The following is an 18,214-nucleotide window of genomic DNA, read 5'->3' on the forward strand; positions in this document are numbered from 1 at the left end:
TTATAACTGACTCGATTTTTTCCTGTACTTTATCCTAATCATCTCAGCAAACGTATTTATAATAAAAGTCATCAGAAATAGTACTAAAGCTGCAAGGTATAAAACACTATAATGTGTACTATTTATGACAGCTTCTGGCAGTTCCACCGCAATATTTGCCGATAACGTTCTGAAACCGGAAAAGATATTCATATCAATTATGGGAGTATTACCAGCCGCCATAAGGACTATCATGGTTTCCCCAATGGCTCTACCAAATCCAATCATAATTGCAGAAAAGATCCCACTCATAGCAACCGGAAGAATAATATTAACCACCGTTTGCCACTGAGTAGCACCTGCGGCCAGGGAAGCTGACCTCAAATGCTCCGGAACAGCATTTAGTGCATCCTCAGATACGGTATAGATAATAGGTATAACGGCAAATCCCATAATAAAACCAACTATCAAAGCATTCCTTTGAACGTAGGTATTCATGATCGATTCTATAATTGGAAGATCGTATCTTAAATCTATTCCTGCTTTTGTTATTAAAAATGCGACAAAAAAGGTTATTATAACAGAACAGATGGTCAATACGAAGAACTTTACAAGCTCGAATACTCCGGCCTGATGATAGCTTTTATTCTCCAGCAGAGACTCATAAAATTCATATAAAAATCTTCTATAGAGATATATGGTAATACCAACACCAAATGGAAGTAAGATCAAAGCCCATCCACCCAACGGGGAATAGTTGTAATTGTGAAGCCAGTATTTAAAATCTCCATAAAATAATAGTTTTTCCACAAAAGAAGATATAATTACACCAAGATACAATCCAAGTGGTAGAGCCACCAGCAGTATAATCCAGATTCTATACTTACCCATAGAATTCAGCAATTCTTTTGGCAATAATTGCACCAAATGCCCCATAAATATAAGTGAGAATGGTATCATGATAAACGAAAATATAGTTGCCAGCACCACATTCTCCACAAAAGGAGAAACTATGAGAGCTGCTATAAAACCTAAAACAACTGATGGTAAAGACGCCATAATTTCAATGGTTGATTTTATAGAGTTCCTGATTTTTTTTGAAGCAAATTCACTCGTATAAATAGCCGACATAATCGCCACTGGTATAGCAAATAGCATCGCCACAATAGTGGCTTTTATCGTTCCAAATATAAGCGGTATAAGGCTAAACTTCGGTTCAAAATCATCACTACCACTGGAGGACTGCCATACGTATTCAGGTTTGCTCGTCAGCTCATATTGTATTTTACCAAATACTGACCTGAAGGTTATCTCCGGATGAGGAATCTTAAGATCATAAGTCTCTATTTTATCCCCTTTGTTTCCAAAAATTGCGATCTTGTTGTTTTTCTGGTTTAAAAGTGCTATTTTAGGTTTAGTAAGATTACTAACTATATCCACCAGATGCTTTCCCGAAGTCATATGATACATCGACACTCTACCCTTTTCATTCAGAATAACAAAAGACTTATCCCTTTTAGATGGAGATATAAATCTGACGGGTGAATCATCCCCGCTGTAGAAGGAATAGATTTGGGAAAAGACCAGATTGTTTTTATTCAGCTGATCTTCTATAGGCCACCAGGCTGTGACGTACCCTTTATCATCACCAACCAATATTGTATTTCTACCGATAAGAAAATCCAGATAAGTTATTTTTCTCCCATCAGAGAATATTTTTTTGTTTTCCAATATCTTTGGAGATTCGAATATTTTTGTATCAATACTTATATATTCGCCATCTTTAAAAAATATCATTACGGTAGTTTTGCTGGAATTTATTTTTAAATAATCGGGATTTCTACCATTAAGAACTTTTTTTAAATCTATATTTGATTCATTAACCTGTGTTGAAATCTCACCAGTTAAAATATTTTCCTTAGTTATCACTTCATTTAAATGAAGAACTTTATCATCCGTCAAATACGCTACAAAATTGTCATTATCGTTCCTTATTTCATCTATATTTGTGATTTTCTTACCATCTTGAACTTTTATCAGGTCTTTAATTTTAATCCCTGCATAATAGCTATTTTCTTGATCTCCAATCTTTTCCATCAATCGGCCATCGGTTACACTGTATCTGGCCTTACCTTCTGCAACTCCCTGGTTAATATTATCTTTTTTAAACTCAAAGTCTACTTCCAGGATTCCACCATCTTCGGTGGCAAAGATATAGCTATTCCTCTTCTCATTGTAACCAAAAGATGTCCATTTAAATTTAAGAGGCATCCTATCAATAACATCACCCGTGGGAAGGGATACTATCTCAAATGCTTCCCCATCAAAAACAGCTGCTATCAGTCCATATTCATCCACAATACCATGCCTGACATCTGACAGCTCTGATTTAGCCAAACTATTCTGCGATACCTCCCCAGATTTAAATAATGGGATAGTTGTCCAGAGAAGGAATAAAAATACAAGTAAAACAGCCAGTATCGTTCCTATACCACCCACTGTTATAAGGTATTTGGCAATTTTATCCGCTAATTTTTTACGAACATTCTTTTTCATCATTTATTCACCGTCTACAAAAAATGGGGGGTTACCCCCCATATTAATCTGATACTCTATTTTAAACCAACTTTCGCAAGCTCTGCCTCAGCAACTTTGTTTGTGATAGGAAAATATCCATCTTTCACAACCACTTCTTGCCCCTGTTTACTAAATACCAGCCTCAAAAATTCCGCCCTTAGAGGATCAAGTTTACTACCTGGCTTGTAATTTACATATATATAAAGAAATCTTGCTAATGGATATTCACCGGTGTACGCATGGGCGGCATCCGGATTTATACATTTTCCACCTTTTTTTTCAGACAAAGCCACAGCTTTTACTCCGGCAGTTTTATAACCAATACCGCTATATCCTATAGCATACCTATCGCTTGTAACCCCCTGAACCACAGAAGAACTGCCCGGCTGCTCTTTCACAGTATCCTTGTAGTCACCATTTTTAAACACATGCTCCTTAAAATAGCCATATGTTCCTGATGCAGAGTTCCTACCATAAAGGCTTATAGGTTTATCTGCCCATTCACCAGTAAGCCCCAGATCCCCCCAGGTAACTATATCCTTTTGGTATCCACGTTTTCTCGTTTTGGAAAAGATAGCATCCACCTCTTCAAGAGATAAACATTGGATGGGATTATCCTTATTTACATACACCGAAAGCATATCTATGCTTGTTTTCAACCCTGTGGGCTTGTAACCATATTTCTTTTCAAAATCATCCATCTCTTTTGCTTTCATCTCCCTACTCATCGGACCAAAGTGCGAAGTCCCGGATATCAAAGCAGCTGGAGCAGTGGAAGAGCCTTTCCCTTCAATCTCAATCTTTACATTCGGATAGTAGCTCATGAACTTTTCTGCCCACAGAGTCATAAGATTGTTCATCGTATCTGAACCAACACTTTTTAAGTTACCTGATACCCCCTTCACCTTCTTGTAATTTGGGAGATTGCTATCAACCATACTTGATGCAAAGAGATTAACGGCTGCAATAGAAACTATTGCAATAGACAATATAAGCTTTTTCATAGAAAAACCTCCATTTTTTAGTCACCACAAAAATAGGAGGGTTTTGTTATGAAACGTTCGTAAAGTTTTAAAATTTTTGTAAAATGTTCAAATCAACTCTTCAACTTTTCTTTTATGACTTCCATATCGCAATTTCCTGGAACTTCGATTATCTTATACCTTGATTTTTCACCTGAGATAATAATAACCTCTTTTTTACTGACATCAAGAGACTGTGAAATAAAGTTTATCAACTCCTCATTAGCCTTACCATCTGTTGCGGGTGATTTTATTTTTATCTTGATGCACCCGTTGAACTCTCCATCATAGGCTGTCTTTTTGGCACCAGGCTGGACGTATATATTCATTTTCATGATAAAAAACTCTTTTTTTTTTAATAAAAATGCATTAAAATCTACTTAAATTCAATACTTTTTTTCGGAGAGAAGATGAAAATAGCAATTGTAGGATCCACAGGTTACACAGGTTTTGAGCTGATTAAGATAGCATTAAGGCATCCACATCTAAAATTAAAGTTTCTCACCAGCGATTCAAGTGCAGGTAAAAAGATATCCGATATCTACCCGCATCTAAAAGGGTTGTGCGATATAACCCTAATACCAAATGATTTTAATTTAATAGTTTCCGATATAGATGCGGTATTTTTATGTTTACCCCATGGGGCCTCCATGGATGCCGCCAAATTTTTTGCCGACTATAACAAAATAGTAATAGACCTCAGTGCAGATTTCAGGATATCAGATAGAGAAATCTACGAATCTACTTACAGAGAAACCCACAAATATCCAGATTTATTAAAAAAATTCATATATGGTATCCCAGAACTTTTTTGGGATGATATACGAAAAACTAAACTTATCGCAAACCCCGGCTGCTATCCCACATCTATAATTTTACCCATCTATCCTTTGATAAAAAATGAACTTATAGATACTGATTTCATAATTGCAGATTCAAAATCCGGAGTCAGCGGAGCGGGTAAAAATCCCACAGAAAAAACTCATTTTTGTGAAGTAAACGAGGATTTTAAACCGTACGGGATATTCAATCACAGACATAATCCCGAAATAGATTTTATACTTTCTGGAGCTAACAAAAGTATACATGTGACATTTACCCCCCATCTTTTACCAATTAATAGAGGTATTTTATCAACCATATACACAAAATCAAAATCAAGTTTGAATCTAATCATAAAATGCCTCAAAGATACATACGCAGACAAACCATTTGTACGTATTTATGAAAATGATATACCATCGATAAAAAATGTTGCAAATACAAATTTTATTGATATAGGCATATACAAAGATAAGGATAATGTAATAATCGTTTCAACCCTGGATAACCTGATAAAAGGTGCCAGTGGACAGGCGGTACAGAATCTTAACGTATTATCAGGTTTTAAAGAAACCGATGGTCTTCTGTGAGGTGTGTATGAAAATAGTAGAAAATGGTGGAGTTTGCACCCCTCTGGGGTTTTCTTCAGCTGCAGTAGTGGCAGATATAAAAGGTAACGGATCAGGTAAGCTGGATCTTGCCGTCCTTACATCTGAAATTCCATGTGAGGTGGCGGCTGTCTTTACAAAAAATAGGGTAAAAGCCGCTCCAATTATTGCAGCAATGGATCAACTCAAAAAAGTATCCAGGTTTTCTGGAATAATTGTAAATAGTGGTAATGCCAATGCCTGTACAGGTAAACAGGGTATTGAGGATTATAAAACCATCACAAACAGCTTTGCCCAAAAATTTGGCCATCCGGCAGATACATTCCTAATGTCTTCCACCGGCGTGATCGGTGTTAGATTACCGGTGGATAAAATTTTAAAATCATTTGATGAATTAATCGATAAGATAGACGACGAAGATGATGAGTTTACCAGAGCAATAATGACCACAGACACAAAACCTAAAAAGCTTGCTGTGCTTGTGGAAACCTCAAAAGGAGTATACGTAATAGGTGCCGCCGCAAAAGGTGCCGGTATGATAGCACCATCGATGGCCACCATGCTTTCTTTTATCACAACAGATGTATCGATAGAAAAAGATAAAATGCAGGATATATTATCAAAAGTAGTGGAAAAATCGTTTAATTCTATCACTGTTGACGGTGATATGAGCACAAATGACTCTGTATTTCTGTTTTCAAATGGGTTAAGTGGAATAGTATTGACGAATGATGAGGAGATTAAACAGTTTGAAGAAGCCCTTCTTTATATTTGTAGATATCTTGCAAAAGAGATTGTTTTAGATGGGGAGGGTGCCACCAAATTGGTACACATAACCGTAAAAAATGCGAAATCCAGTGAAGATGCAAAAACCTGTGCCTTCAAAATTGCCAATTCACCCCTTGTAAAAACTATGTTTTTCGGTTCCGACCCAAATTGGGGAAGGCTGATGGCTTCAATAGGTGCATCATTAATAGATATAAATCCCGATACCATTGATATCTATTTCAATGATCTAAAATATGTGGAAAACAGTAGCCTCATCGACCCCTCATTAGAAAAAAATGTACACAATATCATGCTACAAAATGAGTATGAAATCGTCATCGACCTTAAATTAGGTAAAGGTGCATCATCGGTAATGACCTGCGACTTCAGCTATGATTATGTAAAGATAAATGCCGATTATAGAAGTTGATGGTTAGAATAATCTACCACTTAGGAAAATTTTTTGTAGATGGTTTCAGTGTTTTAAAAGATTATCTATTATTTTGTAATAAGGTATTATCAAGATTTCTAACCTTTAAAATTCTAAATCCAGCCATTTTCATGGTTACATTAAGGCAGATCTACTTCACCGGTGTTCAGATAATTAGAGTTGTAGTAATAATAGCCATTATATTTGGTCTGGGGCTTGTGGGGACATTGGGAAAGTTTCTGATGAATATAGGCGCTTACCAGAGGATTGGAACAATTTTTGTAATCGTAGTGATAAGGGAGGTTGCTCCATTTCTAACTGCACTACTTCTGTCCCTCAGAAGTGCCACAGCTGTGGGGGCAGAGATTTCGATGATGAAATTAGGTTCAGAGATAAGATCCATCAAAATACATGGAATTGACGAGTATAGTTATCTTTTTCTCCCAAGAATATTTGCAGGTATGGTTTGTTCCTTCTCACTTGCCGTTATATTTTCGGCAGTATCCATAACAATAGGGTATTTTCTTTTGAGTTTTCAACTTAACATAACTTTTGATTACATGGTCTTACTCATTTTCGATGCTTTAAATATAAATGACATCTTTTGTTTTATCTATAAAACGACACTTTTTGGTTTTACACTAATGACTTTACCAATTTTCACATCCATGGGTGTGGGTAAAGCAACCACAGATGTCCCCATCGCTTTATTAAAAGGGATGATGCGGGTATTTTATGGGCTAATTTTTGTTGAAATTACAGGTTTTTTTATATGAAAAGATTTATCAGCATAGACAATTACAATATTGATGATCTAATTGATAAGTTAGGAGATTTAAATCTATACGAACTTAAATATTACGTAATATATAGATACCTACCATTGGTGGGCAACCTCTCAGTGTTAGAAAATATCACTTTACCAACATCATATTTTAAAAGAATCGGTATTAAAAATATTATTCATTCCGTCGAAAGAGAGTTAAGGTTATTTGGCATAGAAGATAAAATTCACTATAGGAGGGATCAGCTTTCCGAGTTTGAAATCCTACTGGTAAAATATCTATCTGCAAAGATATTTGGAGTAAAAGAGATCGTCTTTATCAGGCCCCTCGATCACTCAGGAGTAGGGATGACTAATCATCTTATTGAATTTTTGAAAAATTGTGATGAAAATTATACAATTTTAGACTATAATGAAACTTACGATGACTACAAACAGATAGATGGTATAAGAAAGATGGAGATGAATGAATGGCTGATCCAAGATTTAAAGGGATAGAATTTAAAGTCGGTTTATTTATTATACTATCTATTCTTACTGTTTTAGTTGCTTTAGGACTTATAGCCTTTAATAAAAAAGTTTTGACACCAAAGGTTAAAATTAAAATCTTATCAGATACCGGCGATGATCTCAACAATGGAATGCCTGTTATATTTTCGGGTTTCCAGATTGGTAGAGTCCAGGATCTAAACTTGGAAGATAATGGTAAAGTAATTATGGTGGTTAAAATCCCAAAAGATTATGTTAAATGGATAAAAGTGGATTCTGAGTGTAAATTGGAATCAAAGAATTTTCTTGGAGCCACCTCAATAGTTTTTTCAGGTGGAAAGGGAAGAGTTATACAGGAGGGGGATAAATTTCATCTCAAAAGAAGTAGAGGTCTCGATGAATTGATTGAAAAGGCAAAACCCGTTCTGGACGATGCCAAGCAAATAGTGGCAAATGTACGTGATATCACTGATACCCTCAATGATCCTGATGGTGATCTTGCCAAACTGATGAGAGGACTTGGAAATCTCGGGGATGATCTCAGCTATAAGAGGGGTTCCCTTGGCAAAATCTTAAGAACCGACGAGCTAAACGACAAGATCTCCAGAATCACCGATGATATTATTGTTTTACAAAAAAATCTCAATGACATCTCCCTAAAAGTATCAAAGATATTGGATAAAGTGGATGATCGTGTAACAGCTACAGATGAAACATTAAAAGAGGTCAATAACCTCGTTAAGAAATCTAATGACCTAATCACCGATGTAAATAAAAGGGTAAAAGAAATTGAGCCCATATTGAAAAATACAGAGCATATCTCAAAAAATTTAGCGGAAACATCTGATAACCTCACTCAGATTAAGAAAGAAGCAGAAGAGATTTTAAATTCTTCAAACCGTTTGCTAATAAATTTAGAACAACGCTGGCCCTTTAGCAGCGGCAAAAAAACAGAAGGAACTATAAAAATACCATAAAGGTGAAGCAGTGAAAAAAATTTTACTACTATTAATATCTTCCTTTTTTTTGATCAATTGTTCATCCAAAAAACCTTCCGATACCTTTTTAATGTCAGAGAGATATTTTGAAAACTATATCAAATACTATTTCCAGGGTAACTTTACACTTGCTGAAATAAATTTTTTAAAAGCCGTTGATCTTTTCCAGAAATCAGATGACCAGTGTAACCTTTCAAAATTATATATAAGCAAAAATCTTATCGAGAATGACAACAGTTCTCTTGAATATGCCAAAAGATATGCATTAATGGGGTATTGTGACGAAGAGATAAACACAATCGATTTTCTTTTGGGCAAACCATATATATATGACAAATTACCATCAAGCCTTAAAATACAAGCACAGGCATTTAAATCGGCCGATGAATTGATAAAAATTTTATCAAAAGATGATTTTTCTGACTGGACAAGGTCGAGATTATCCAGAGATTTTGCCCACAGATTCATCAATAGGTCTGATACCAATAATTCAGACAAGTTAATTGAATACGCTTTAAAAATAGACAGATACAATGGATGGACTTACAATATCCAGAAAGATCTTCTACTAAAAAAAGAGATATGTCTTATAAAAAATGAATACTGTAAATTTATTGATGAAAGATTAGACATCATAAACAAAAAAATGATTAAAAAATAACCAATAACAATAAAAATTACACCACTAACGCCATATAATAAATGGCATAAAAATTGTTTATATACCATAGGAGGCCATATGAAAAAAGTCGAGGCTATAATAAAACCTTTTAAACTGGATGAAGTAAAAGAAAAACTTACAGAGATTGGTATTAGAGGCATTACGATTACAGAAGTCAAAGGTTTTGGCAGGCAGAAGGGGCATACTGAGCTTTATAGAGGTGCCGAATATGTGATCGATTTTATACCGAAGATCAAAATCGAGGTTATCCTGCCTGATGAAATGGTTGATGATGCCATTAAGGTAATTTCGGAAGCTGCAAAGACTGGACGTATAGGAGATGGTAAAATTTTTGTCATTCCAGTTGAATCTGTCATAAGAATCAGAACAGGTGAAACTGATGAAAATGCATTATAAGCAAATAACAAGATGGAGGATATATGACACCTAAAGAAGTTTTGAAGCTTATTGAAGAGCAAAATATCAAGTTTGTGGATTTAAGGTTTGTAGATTTTTTCGGTTTGTGGCAACACTGTTCCTATCCAGTATCTATGTTTGATGAGGATACTTTTGAGGATGGACTTGGTTTTGATGGCTCAAGTATTAGAGGTTGGCAAGCCATAAACAACAGCGACATGCTTATTATACCTGATCCAACCACAGCAAAAATCGATCCTTTCACGCAGATTCCCACATTGATAATGCTCTGTAAAATAGTAGATCCGATAACAAAAGAGCCTTATTCAAGAGATCCAAGAAACATCGCCATTAAAGCAACAAATTATCTTAGAGGTACTGGTATTGCTGATACAGCTTTTTTCGGGCCTGAACCTGAATTTTTTATATTTGATGATGTCAGATATGCTTGTACTCCAAATGAGAGTTTTTACTCATTCGATTCCATAGAGGGGATCTGGAATTCTGGTAGAGATGAAGCCCCAAACCTTGGTTATAAAATTAGACACAAAGAAGGGTATTTCCCTGTACCACCACACGACTCACTTATGGATTTGAGAACTGAGATGTCTCTTGCACTTATGAAATTTGGTATTGAAGTGGAAGCCCATCATCATGAAGTAGCCACCGCCGGTCAGGTGGAGATTGATATCAAGTTTGCCCCAATGGTGGAGCAGGCGGATAATTTGATGTTTTATAAGTATGCTATAAAAAATGTTGCAAAGCTTCACAACAAAGTAGTTACTTTTATGCCTAAACCTATGTTTGGGGATAACGGAAGCGGTTTACATTGCCACCAATCTCTCTGGAAAGATGGGAAACCACTTTTTGCCGGTGATGAATACGCCGGTTTGAGCGAAATTGCCCTATATTATATAGGTGGTATTATAAAACATGCCAAGGCTTTAGCAGCCTTTACCAATCCCATCACAAACTCCTACAAAAGATTGGTACCCGGTTATGAAGCCCCTGTAAACCTGGCCTATTCATCAAGAAATAGAAGTGCCTCCATTAGAATCCCAATGTACTCTGCTTCTCCAAAATCCAAAAGGATTGAAGTGAGATTCCCAGATCCATCCTGCAATCCATACCTTGCATTCACTGCTATGCTTATGGCGGGGCTTGATGGTATCGAAAATAAAATAGACCCAGGTGAACCAATGGATAAAAACCTATACGATCTGGATCCAATAGAACTTTCCAATATACCAAAAATGCCAGGTTCTCTGGAAGAAGCTCTCGATTCACTTGAAAAAGATCATGAATTCCTTCTCAAAGGGGATGTGTTTACTGAAGATGTTATATCCACATGGATAGCATACAAAAGACAGCATGAAGTGGCAGCAGTAAACATGAAACCACATCCAATGGAATTTATGCTATATTTCGACTGCTAAACTGTAAGTAGCTTTAAATGTACTAAATAAAAAAGCGGGGCAAAACCCCGCTTTTTTATTTTTCATATCATAGAGTTAACTATTTCTTGTATTTTTCCGCAACAGAAACCCTCAAAAGCTCCCTACGAAGCTGAGCTTCAGCTTTTCTAAACTTAATTTCATCCTCATGTCTCATCTGTTCCAGAGCCTTTTCAGCCTCAAGCTTTCTTCTTATAGCCTCCTCAAGATCGATTTCTCGACCAAGCTCTGCACCCTCGGCTAACACTGTAACCTTATCATTTGAGACCTCGAAGAAGCCTTTTTCTATTGCTACATACTCCTCTTTTCCATTAACTTTATAAATAAGCTCGCCAATTCTTAAAGCAGTAAGAAAAGCGGTATGGCCCGGAAGTACACCAAACTCCCCTTCTACCCCTGGTGCCACAACTTCATCCACATCTATAGAAAGAAGCTGCTTTTCAGGGGACACAAGCTCCAATCTAAGCTTTTCAGCCATAATTATCCTCTTTTCTTAAGCTGTTCAGCTTTTTCGTATACTTCTTCTATTCCACCTACCATGTAAAATGCCTGCTCTGGAAGGTCATCACACTTACCAGCAATTATCTCCTTAAACCCTTTAATAGTATCAGACAATTTTACATACTTACCCTTCATACCGGTAAACTGCTCAGCTACATGGAAAGGCTGAGAAAGAAATCTCTGAATCTTTCTTGCCCTTGCAACTATCAGTTTATCCTCTTCAGTAAGCTCTTCCATACCAAGAATTGCAATAATATCCTGTAATTCTTTGTACCTCTGCAAAATCTTCTGTACTTCCCTTGCTACTGTATAATGCTCCACACCCACTATGTTAGGGTCTAATATCCTTGAAGTGGAATCGAGTGGATCCACAGCAGGATATATACCGAGCTCTGCGATCTGCCTTGATAAAACCGTCGTTGCATCAAGGTGTGCAAAGGTAGTGGCCGGAGCAGGGTCCGTAAGGTCATCTGCAGGCACGTAAACCGCCTGAACAGATGTAATAGAACCTTTTTTAGTAGAGGTAATACGCTCCTGCAATTCACCCATCTCTGTACCAAGTGTAGGCTGATAACCAACCGCTGATGGCATCCTACCCAACAATGCGGAAACCTCCGAACCAGCCTGGGTAAACCTGAATATGTTATCTATGAAGAGAAGAACATCCTGACCTTCCACATCCCTGAAATATTCAGCAATTGTAAGACCAGTAAGCCCAACCCTCATCCTTGCCCCGGGGGGCTCATTCATCTGACCATAGACCAATGCAACTTTATCAAGAACTCCAGATTCCTTCATTTCAAGATATAGGTCGTTACCTTCCCTAGTTCTTTCACCAACACCACAGAATACAGAATAGCCACCATGTTGTTTTGCGATATTGTTGATAAGCTCCATAATTAAAACCGTCTTACCAACACCTGCACCACCAAAAAGACCGGTTTTACCACCTTTAGTATATGGCTCCAAAAGGTCGATAACCTTGATACCGGTCTCAAGAATATTGCTACCTGTATCCTGGTCTTCCAATTTTGGAGCAGGTCTGTGAATTGGCCAATAATCAACCGCATCTACTGGACCTTGTTCATCAACTGGATCCCCTACTACGTTGAGAATCCTACCAAGAGCACCTTTTCCAACTGGAGCAGTAATAGCTTTTCCCGTATCTATGACTTCCATCCCTCTCACGAGACCGTCAGTGGATGTCATAGACACCGCTCTTACTGTATTTTCCCCAAGGTGCTGCTCAACCTCACAGATTACTGTGGTACCGGTTGCTTTGTTTTCAATTTTAACAGCATTGTAGATTTCAGGTAACACACCGGAATCGAACTTTATATCGACCACCGGTCCTATAACCTGTACTATTTTACCGACATTAGTCATCACAACTCTCCATGACACAGTTTATTTATTTTAATGCTTCTGCCCCGTTTACAATATCAAGTATCTCTTTTGTAATTGCAGCCTGTCTTGCCTTATTATAAGTAAGGGTAAGTTTTCTGATAAACTCACCGGCATTCCTAGTGGCATTATCCATAGCTGCCATCCTTGCTCCATGTTCACCTGCAGTTGACTCCAGTAAAACACTAAAAATATTAAAATTTAAAAATTTAGGAAGAATCTCTTTTATAAGAGAAGCAGGATTAGGCTCGAATAGGTAATCCACCGCATCCATTTCGGTACCTTCTTCAAGTGATACCGGTAAAAGTTTGATCACTTTTGGAGTCTGGTAAACGATACTTTTAAACTCATTATAAATGAGATACAACTCATCAATTTCATCAGAGATGAAATATTCGTTTACCTTTTCACCAATGGCTACCGCATCGTCGTACCTTACTCTTCCGCCGAAGGTAATATAACTATCAAGAATATTATACTTTCTCTTTCTAACATAATCGTCGATCTTTCTTCCTACGGTTATTACCTTGATCTGCTTATCGCTGTGTTGCTTTACAAAATTACTAAAAGTCTTGATAATATTATTATTAAATGCACCACACAGCCCCCTATCAGAGCTAACAACAATCACCCCAATAGATTTAACCTCTTCTTTAGGCTGCAAAAATGGATGCATCTCTTTTGACACACGGCTACCTATACTATTAACCAATTCTGTCAATTTTCTTGCGTAAGGCTTGGCCGCATTCATAGCATCCTGAGCCTTTCTCATCTTTGCAGCAGATACCATTTTCATCGCTTTGGTTATTTTCTGCGTGTTTTTGACAGAATTTATCTTCCGTTTTATATCCCTCATTCCAGGCATCTTATCTTCCTACTTACGCAGTAAACTGCTTTTTAAATTCTTCCACAGTTGCCTTTATCTTAGCCGTAAGCTCGTCAGAAAGAGCTTTTTTATCAACTATCTCATTGATAATTTCAGGTTTATTTATTTTAACATAGTTTATAAACTCAGACTCAAATTTAGAGATACTCTTTGTGGGGATATCGTCTAAATATCCATTTACACCGCAGAATATTGCAAGCACCTGTTCTTCAACTGGTACAGGCTTGTATTGTCCCTGTTTCAAGAGTTCCACCAATTTTTCACCTCTATTGAGCTGAGCCTGTGTGGCAGCATCAAGATCGCTACCAAACTGAGCAAATGCCGCAAGCTCTCTGTACTGTGCAAGCTCAAGACGTAGCCTACCAGCAACCTGTTTCATAGCTTTTATCTGAGCAGCACCACCAACCCTTGATACAGAAAGACCAACGTTAACGGCAGGTCTTATACCAGAGTAAAACAGGTCACTCTCAAGGTATATCTGACCATCCGTAATAGAAATAACGTTTGTTGGGATGTACGCTGATACGTCCCCCGCCTGAGTTTCAATGATTGGAAGAGCCGTAAGAGAACCAGCACCATATTCATCGTTGAGTTTTGCAGCCCTTTCAAGCAACCTTGAATGCAGGTAAAAAACATCACCAGGATAAGCTTCACGTCCGGGTGGCCTTCTTAGAAGAAGCGAAAGCTGCCTGTATGCAGTTGCCTGTTTGGAAAGATCATCATATATCAAAAGTGCGTGTTTACCTCTATCCCTAAAGTACTCACCCATTGTACATCCAGCAAATGGAGCAATAAATTGGAGTGGTGCAGGGTCACTAGCAGTAGCAGATACTATTATCGTATACTCCATCGCCCCATGCTTCTCCAGAGTATCTATTATCCTCGCTACTGTTGATCTCTTTTGACCAATAGCAACATATACGCAGATGACACCTTTTCCTTTCTGATTGATTATTGTATCTATAACTATAGCCGTTTTACCTGTCTGCCTATCACCAATGATAAGCTCCCTTTGACCTCTACCAATAGGGATCATTGAGTCGATTGCTTTAATACCTGTCTGTAGTGGCTCATGAACAGGCTTTCTCTTAATAATACCTGGAGCGATCTTTTCAATAACGTCATATTCAGTTGTATTAAGGGGCCCCTTTCCATCTATCGGAACGCCAAGAGGGTTCACAACCCTTCCAATAAGTGCCTCACCGACAGGAACGGATGCAATTCTGCCAGTCCTTTTTACCACATCACCTTCTTTGATATGCTCATAATCACCCATTACAACAATACCGACATTGTCCTCTTCAAGGTTGAAGACAATTCCGTATACGCCACCTGGAAACTCCACAAGCTCTCCAGACATGGCATTATCAAGGCCATACACCTTAGCAATACCATCACCAGCACTAAGGACAGTCCCAATCTCTTCCATTTGAACTTTCTGTTCAAAATTCTGAATTTGATCCCTTATAATTTTACTAATCTCTTCAGCTCTAATCTGCATTAGCATAACTCCTTGGTATATATATTTATACTTCCAACATTTTTTCCGAAAGTTTATCCAGCTGCCCTTTTATACTTGCATCATAAAGGCTGCTTTTTACTTTAGCAACAAACCCGCCGATGATAGCACTATCGATCTTTGGATTTGCTGTTACTTTTTTACCTGTCACTCTACTTAAAGTATCCTCTATCTCTTTTAACAAGGAATCTTTGACTTCCACAGCAAGCACCACCTCTGCCTCAGTGACCCCCATATCCTCGTTGTAAAGCTGGATTAATGCATCGTATATACTCATAAAAAGCGATAACCTATTTTTATTCACAAGCAAAAGCAGAAAATCTTTTACAGTTTTAGAAAGAGAAAGAGCATTGGAAATTGCATCAATAGCCTTTAGCTTGTCAGATTTTTTTATTATGGGGCTTTTAATAAGCTTCATCATTTCAGAAGAGTTTTCAATACTACCCTTAATCCTTTTAAAATCACCCACCACATTATTCTTCTCTTCAAGAGAGGCCAAAGATCCGTACAATGCTGAAGCGTATCTTTTGGAAACAACTATATCTTTCAACTTACTTCTCCTATCTTTTTGATGTAATTATTTATAACAACTTCATGCTTACTCATATCAAAACTGGACTTCAGCTTTTCCTCTGCTGTCTTTTTAGCTAAAGAAAACGCATAGCTTTTAAGCTCCGCTTTTGCCCTGATAAGATCAGAAGCAATCAAAGACTCAGAAAACTCTTTGAGTCTTTCGACAGTATTTTCAGCCTCCGCAATAATCTTAGCTTTTTCAGCTTCTGCAGCTTTAAAAGCCTTCTCCTTCATCTCCTCAAGCTCTTTATTCATCGAAGCAAGTTTACTTTTATATTCATTAAGCTCTTGCTGTGCTTCATCTCTAGCTTTCACTGCTTCATCAAGGGCATTCTTGATGTCATCCGTTCTTTTATCAAGGCTATTTAATAATGGATCTTTTAGTAGCTTGTAAAGGATAAAAGCAAACACAACAAAAACAACAACTCTCCAAACAAAACCCATCACAAGGTTACCACCTTCGCCATGCCCTTCAGAGGCAAAAAGAGCAGAAGGTAAAATGAGTGCCAAAATTAATATCAATCGCTTCACCATACACCCCTTAAGCAGCTTTCCCGATTATTTTATCAACAATCAAATCCGCAAGAGCTTTGGACTCTTCAGATAAAACAACTTTCGATTTTTCCACCTGAATTTCTATCTCTTTTCTTGCATTTGCAATTTTAGCATCGATCTCTGCCTTTGCTTTTCCCACCATTTCGTTAGCAACAGCCACAGCCTCATCCCTCATCTTTTTCTGATAATCAGCCACTTCAGCTTTCACATCGGCAAGCTTTTCTTCGTACTCTTTCTTAAGTGTAGCAACTTCGTTTCTGAGACCTTGAGCTTCTTTTAACAGTCCCTGAATCTTCCCGTTCCTACTATGAATCGTTGCAGAGACTGGCTCGTAAATAAGCTTCTTCCCAATAAACAGGATTATCAAAAACTGGATCATCTGCAACAGCAACGTAAAGTCAATACTAATCATTTTTCACACCCCAAATGTATACTGTACACAATTTCGCTTTTTCTACCAAAAACAACATAATTTGTCAATAATAAAATGATGTTTATTTTTAATTAAACATTCTACTCGCTTTTATCACCTTTTAATCCCTAATATTTTAATGTAAATCAAACCAAAACCCATCATCTTCATTTAAGTATCTCTATACCAGGCAGTGAACCAAACTCTATATATTCCAGAGAAGCTCCACCACCGGTGGATATATGGGAAATCTTATCTGATACTCCAGCCTTTTTGATGGCGCTGACAGAATCACCACCACCCACCAGGGTAACTGCACCGGATGAGGCAAGAGCATTGGCTATTGCAAATGTCCCTTTGTTGTAATTATCATTCTCAAATACCCCCATTGGTCCGTTCCAGAGTATCGTTTTAGCTTTCAATACCTCTTTTTCAAAAAGCTCTATGGTTGCTGGACCGATATCGAGCCCCATCAAATCATCCGGTATATCAACGCTATTTACATATTTAGGTTCACCATCAAAAACATCAGAACATACATGGTCGACGGGCAATAAAATCTTCACCCCTTTTTCTTCCGAAAGCTTCATTGTTTCATCTACGACACCAAGAAACTCATTTTCCACCATAGACTTACCTATATTTTTCCCTAAAAACTTCAAAAATGTATAGGCCATCGCACCACCGATGATAATCTCATCCACAAGATTAATTAAGCTTTTGATTACACCAATCTTATCACTCACCTTGGCACCACCAAGTATTGCGACAAAAGGTTTTTCCGGAGATTTCAAAAGCTTTTCAAAATATTCAACCTCTTTTTTTACAAGAAAACCCGCTCCTTTATCCCCGACTAACTCCGGAAGCCCAAATACTGAAGCATGTTTTCTATGACAAGTGCCAAAGGCATCATTCACATAAACATCAGTAAATTCTTTTAAAGCAGCAGAAAATTCTGGCAGATTTTTCTCTTCCCCCTTATAAAATCTTAGATTTTCCAGTAAAATAACATCACCATCTTTCATACCATTTACAGTGGAATGTACCTTTTCACCTATACAATCATCCACAAATTTTATTGGGAAAAATTTTGCTGAAAAGTATTCAGCAACTGGTTTTAATGAATATTCCAGATTAAACTCCCCCTTAGGTCTACCAAGATGGGAAGCCATAATAACTTTCGCACCCTTTTCTCTTAAGTAATTGATAGTTTTGAGTGCCTCAACAATCCTCGTGTCATCTTTAACTATACCATTTTTTATCGGTACATTAAAATCTACCCTTAAAAAAACCCGTCTGCCTCTAACATCTAGGGACTCAACACTTCTAATCACAGAATCCTCCTTAATATAAAA

General features: G+C 37.3%; 19 protein-coding genes. 8 read left to right on the forward strand and 11 right to left on the reverse strand.

Annotation, left to right across the window (positions count from 1 at the left end):
• The 3 genes from ACP5Q2_RS08115 to ACP5Q2_RS08125 all read right to left on the reverse strand — a co-directional run bounded on the left by ACP5Q2_RS08115 (position 1) and on the right by ACP5Q2_RS08125 (position 3,907).
• On the reverse strand, positions 1–2,538 hold the full coding sequence (locus tag ACP5Q2_RS08115) for an ABC transporter permease subunit (RefSeq protein WP_428099033.1): 2,538 nt from the start codon (positions 2,536–2,538) through the stop codon (positions 1–3).
• A gap of 53 nt (positions 2,539–2,591) precedes the next feature.
• Positions 2,592–3,560, reverse strand: a complete 969-nt coding sequence (locus ACP5Q2_RS08120) for a PstS family phosphate ABC transporter substrate-binding protein (RefSeq protein WP_428099036.1) — start codon at positions 3,558–3,560, stop codon at positions 2,592–2,594.
• A gap of 92 nt (positions 3,561–3,652) precedes the next feature.
• A complete protein-coding gene (locus tag ACP5Q2_RS08125) occupies positions 3,653–3,907 on the reverse strand; it encodes a DUF167 domain-containing protein (protein ID WP_424605792.1) in 255 nt (84 codons plus the stop codon).
• Between the two features lie 81 nt (positions 3,908–3,988).
• Here ACP5Q2_RS08125 and argC point away from each other — a divergent pair, with 81 nt between their 5' ends.
• The 8 genes from argC (at position 3,989) to glnA (ending at position 10,991) form a co-directional block, all read left to right on the forward strand.
• Positions 3,989–4,990, forward strand: coding sequence for an N-acetyl-gamma-glutamyl-phosphate reductase (gene argC, locus ACP5Q2_RS08130; protein ID WP_424605793.1), 1,002 nt, complete (start codon positions 3,989–3,991; stop codon positions 4,988–4,990).
• A gap of 7 nt (positions 4,991–4,997) precedes the next feature.
• Positions 4,998–6,206: a bifunctional glutamate N-acetyltransferase/amino-acid acetyltransferase ArgJ gene (gene argJ, locus ACP5Q2_RS08135; RefSeq protein ID WP_428099039.1), complete on the forward strand. Its 1,209-nt coding sequence runs from the start codon at positions 4,998–5,000 to the stop codon at positions 6,204–6,206.
• A complete protein-coding gene (locus ACP5Q2_RS08140; protein WP_428099041.1) occupies positions 6,206–6,982 on the forward strand; it encodes an ABC transporter permease in 777 nt (258 codons plus the stop codon). Before argJ ends, ACP5Q2_RS08140 begins: the two co-directional genes overlap by 1 nt.
• On the forward strand, positions 6,979–7,488 hold the full coding sequence (locus ACP5Q2_RS08145; protein WP_428099044.1) for a hypothetical protein: 510 nt from the start codon (positions 6,979–6,981) through the stop codon (positions 7,486–7,488). The genes ACP5Q2_RS08140 and ACP5Q2_RS08145 overlap by 4 nt, the downstream gene beginning before the upstream one ends.
• Positions 7,461–8,456: an MlaD family protein gene (locus ACP5Q2_RS08150; RefSeq protein WP_428099047.1), complete on the forward strand. Its 996-nt coding sequence runs from the start codon at positions 7,461–7,463 to the stop codon at positions 8,454–8,456. Before ACP5Q2_RS08145 ends, ACP5Q2_RS08150 begins: the two co-directional genes overlap by 28 nt.
• Before the next feature lie 10 nt (positions 8,457–8,466).
• Positions 8,467–9,138, forward strand: coding sequence for a hypothetical protein (locus tag ACP5Q2_RS08155; RefSeq protein ID WP_428099050.1), 672 nt, complete (start codon positions 8,467–8,469; stop codon positions 9,136–9,138).
• A gap of 78 nt (positions 9,139–9,216) precedes the next feature.
• Positions 9,217–9,555, forward strand: coding sequence for a P-II family nitrogen regulator (locus tag ACP5Q2_RS08160; RefSeq protein WP_428099053.1), 339 nt, complete (start codon positions 9,217–9,219; stop codon positions 9,553–9,555).
• A 23-nt stretch (positions 9,556–9,578) separates the two neighbouring features.
• Entirely contained in the window at positions 9,579–10,991 is a 1,413-nt protein-coding gene (gene glnA / locus ACP5Q2_RS08165) for a type I glutamate--ammonia ligase (RefSeq protein WP_424605800.1), read from the forward strand.
• 79 nt (positions 10,992–11,070) lie between these two features.
• Here glnA and ACP5Q2_RS08170 read toward each other — a convergent pair whose 3' ends face one another.
• The 8 genes from ACP5Q2_RS08170 to ACP5Q2_RS08205 form a co-directional block, all read right to left on the reverse strand.
• A complete protein-coding gene (locus tag ACP5Q2_RS08170; protein ID WP_424605801.1) occupies positions 11,071–11,487 on the reverse strand; it encodes a F0F1 ATP synthase subunit epsilon in 417 nt (138 codons plus the stop codon).
• Between the two features lie 2 nt (positions 11,488–11,489).
• Positions 11,490–12,896, reverse strand: a complete 1,407-nt coding sequence (gene atpD / locus ACP5Q2_RS08175) for a F0F1 ATP synthase subunit beta (protein ID WP_428099057.1) — start codon at positions 12,894–12,896, stop codon at positions 11,490–11,492.
• Between the two features lie 25 nt (positions 12,897–12,921).
• Positions 12,922–13,779: an ATP synthase F1 subunit gamma gene (gene atpG, locus ACP5Q2_RS08180; protein ID WP_428099060.1), complete on the reverse strand. Its 858-nt coding sequence runs from the start codon at positions 13,777–13,779 to the stop codon at positions 12,922–12,924.
• Between the two features lie 13 nt (positions 13,780–13,792).
• A complete protein-coding gene (atpA, locus tag ACP5Q2_RS08185; protein WP_424605804.1) occupies positions 13,793–15,301 on the reverse strand; it encodes a F0F1 ATP synthase subunit alpha in 1,509 nt (502 codons plus the stop codon).
• A 25-nt stretch (positions 15,302–15,326) separates the two neighbouring features.
• Positions 15,327–15,869: an ATP synthase F1 subunit delta gene (gene atpH, locus ACP5Q2_RS08190; RefSeq protein ID WP_424605805.1), complete on the reverse strand. Its 543-nt coding sequence runs from the start codon at positions 15,867–15,869 to the stop codon at positions 15,327–15,329.
• Positions 15,866–16,423: a hypothetical protein gene (locus ACP5Q2_RS08195; RefSeq protein ID WP_424605806.1), complete on the reverse strand. Its 558-nt coding sequence runs from the start codon at positions 16,421–16,423 to the stop codon at positions 15,866–15,868. The genes atpH and ACP5Q2_RS08195 overlap by 4 nt, the downstream gene beginning before the upstream one ends.
• A 10-nt stretch (positions 16,424–16,433) precedes the next feature.
• A complete protein-coding gene (locus tag ACP5Q2_RS08200) occupies positions 16,434–16,859 on the reverse strand; it encodes an ATP synthase F0 subunit B (protein WP_424605807.1) in 426 nt (141 codons plus the stop codon).
• 167 nt (positions 16,860–17,026) lie between these two features.
• Positions 17,027–18,193 carry a phosphoglycerate kinase gene (locus tag ACP5Q2_RS08205; protein ID WP_428099064.1) on the reverse strand — a complete coding sequence of 389 codons (1,167 nt, stop codon included), beginning with the start codon at positions 18,191–18,193 and terminating at the stop codon, positions 17,027–17,029.
• Positions 18,194–18,214: the final 21 nt, after the last annotated feature.

This window comes from Calditerrivibrio sp., assembly GCF_049968475.1.
In the GTDB taxonomy this organism is placed as follows: domain Bacteria; phylum Chrysiogenota; class Deferribacteres; order Deferribacterales; family Calditerrivibrionaceae; genus Calditerrivibrio; species Calditerrivibrio nitroreducens_A.

Bases quoted from the DNA above. Each gene is read 5' to 3' on its own strand.
- ACP5Q2_RS08115 (WP_428099033.1), bottom strand. From the start codon at position 2,538: ATGATGAAAAAGAATGTTCGTAAAAAATTAGCGGATAAAATTGCCAAA.
- ACP5Q2_RS08120 (WP_428099036.1), bottom strand. From the start codon at position 3,560: ATGAAAAAGCTTATATTGTCTATTGCAATAGTTTCTATTGCAGCCGTT.
- ACP5Q2_RS08125 (WP_424605792.1), bottom strand. From the start codon at position 3,907: ATGAATATATACGTCCAGCCTGGTGCCAAAAAGACAGCCTATGATGGA.
- argC (WP_424605793.1), top strand. From the start codon at position 3,989: ATGAAAATAGCAATTGTAGGATCCACAGGTTACACAGGTTTTGAGCTG.
- argJ (WP_428099039.1), top strand. From the start codon at position 4,998: ATGAAAATAGTAGAAAATGGTGGAGTTTGCACCCCTCTGGGGTTTTCT.
- ACP5Q2_RS08140 (WP_428099041.1), top strand. From the start codon at position 6,206: ATGGTTAGAATAATCTACCACTTAGGAAAATTTTTTGTAGATGGTTTC.
- ACP5Q2_RS08145 (WP_428099044.1), top strand. From the start codon at position 6,979: ATGAAAAGATTTATCAGCATAGACAATTACAATATTGATGATCTAATT.
- ACP5Q2_RS08150 (WP_428099047.1), top strand. From the start codon at position 7,461: ATGGCTGATCCAAGATTTAAAGGGATAGAATTTAAAGTCGGTTTATTT.
- ACP5Q2_RS08160 (WP_428099053.1), top strand. From the start codon at position 9,217: ATGAAAAAAGTCGAGGCTATAATAAAACCTTTTAAACTGGATGAAGTA.
- glnA (WP_424605800.1), top strand. From the start codon at position 9,579: ATGACACCTAAAGAAGTTTTGAAGCTTATTGAAGAGCAAAATATCAAG.
- ACP5Q2_RS08170 (WP_424605801.1), bottom strand. From the start codon at position 11,487: ATGGCTGAAAAGCTTAGATTGGAGCTTGTGTCCCCTGAAAAGCAGCTT.
- atpD (WP_428099057.1), bottom strand. From the start codon at position 12,896: ATGACTAATGTCGGTAAAATAGTACAGGTTATAGGACCGGTGGTCGAT.
- atpG (WP_428099060.1), bottom strand. From the start codon at position 13,779: ATGCCTGGAATGAGGGATATAAAACGGAAGATAAATTCTGTCAAAAAC.
- atpA (WP_424605804.1), bottom strand. From the start codon at position 15,301: ATGCAGATTAGAGCTGAAGAGATTAGTAAAATTATAAGGGATCAAATT.
- ACP5Q2_RS08200 (WP_424605807.1), bottom strand. From the start codon at position 16,859: ATGATTAGTATTGACTTTACGTTGCTGTTGCAGATGATCCAGTTTTTG.